The 1,277-nt window shown below is 72.5% G+C and carries 1 protein-coding gene; it reads right to left on the reverse strand.

The genetic code is table 11. The features are described 5' to 3' along the window. Nucleotides 1–56: 56 nt before the first annotated feature. Entirely contained in the window at nucleotides 57–1,214 is a 1,158-nt protein-coding gene (locus CCN42_RS40340; RefSeq protein WP_086742050.1) for an alkaline phosphatase PhoX, read from the reverse strand. Nucleotides 1,215–1,277 lie beyond the last annotated feature (63 nt).

Genomic DNA, 1,277 nt, shown 5'->3' on the forward strand with positions numbered 1-1,277 from the left:
CGGTGTGGGGGGTGGCACCGTCGGGCGGGTGCCACCCCCTTTCCCGCCCGGTGTCCCTATGCCCGGAACGGACCCGTCACCTCGTACGTGATGCCGCCGGACGAGCTGCCCGTCGTGCCGCGCTGGCTGGAGAAGTAGAGGCGGCGGCCGTCGGGGGAGAAGGCGGGCCCGGTGATCTCGGAGGCGGACTGGTTGTCGATGCGGAGGAAGGGGGCGATGACGTCGTCGGGGGTGATGACGCAGATCTCCATGTTGCCGCCGTCCTCGGCGACGAAGAGGTCGCCCGATGACGTGCCCGTGACGTTGTCGACGCCCGTGAGCGGGGCCGTGCCGCCGGTCACCAGGGAGTCGTCGTAGGCCAGTTCGATGGTCTGCGCCGCCGCGTTGTACTGCCAGACGCGGTTGTCGCCCTTGGTGGTGAACCAGCAGGTGTCGTCGGCGTAGTAGCAGCCCTCGCCGCCGTTGAAGCGCTTGGCGCCGGAGACCTGGTTGCGGGTGGCGGTCGCGCCGGTGGGGTCGGGGACGCGGGCCCAGGTGACGGGGCCCGAGGTGCCGGTGCCGGCGACCAGGACCTCCAGAGTGCCGGAGGAGAGGTCGCCCCAGGTGGTGGGCCGGAAGCGGTAGAAGCAGCCGTCGGTGACGTCCTCGGTCATGTAGACGACCTGGCGGACCGGGTCGGCGGCGGCCGCCTCGTGCTTGAAGCGGCCCATGGCGTCGCGGCGGACGGCGGCCTTGGTGCCCCAGGGGTCGGTCTCGTAGACGTAGCCGCGGTCGACCTCCTCGCAGGACAGCCAGGTGTTCCACGGGGTCTTGCCGCCCGCGCAGTTGGTGCGGGTGTTGGAGAGGATGCGGTAGGCGCCGGTGATGGCGCCCGTCGAGGAGAACTTCACCGCGCTCGCGCCGCCGCCCGGGTTGATCTCCGAGTTGGAGACGTATATCCATCCCGTGCCGTCGGCGTAGCAGGCGCCGCCGTCGGGGGCGTTGTGCCAGGTGTACGAGGTGCCGGCCACCCGCTGTCCGGAGCGGGCGATGACGCGGCTGGTGAAGCCGCCGGGGAGTCTGATGCCGTTGGCGTCCGGGCTGCCCAGGGGGCCGTAGGGGCCGGTGCCGGGCTGGGCGGGGGCCGCGTACGCGGCGCCGCGCCACAGGGTTCCGCCGAGCGCGGCGGAGGAGCCGCCGATGAGGGCCGCACGCAGGAGGCTACGACGTTCCACTCTCACTCCAAGAGTGCCGTGTCCGCCCCGCCGCCGGTCGGTGGCGGGGCGGACACGGCACTC

It is taken from the genome of Streptomyces glaucescens (genome assembly GCF_002154375.1).
Taxonomy (GTDB): domain Bacteria; phylum Actinomycetota; class Actinomycetes; order Streptomycetales; family Streptomycetaceae; genus Streptomyces; species Streptomyces glaucescens.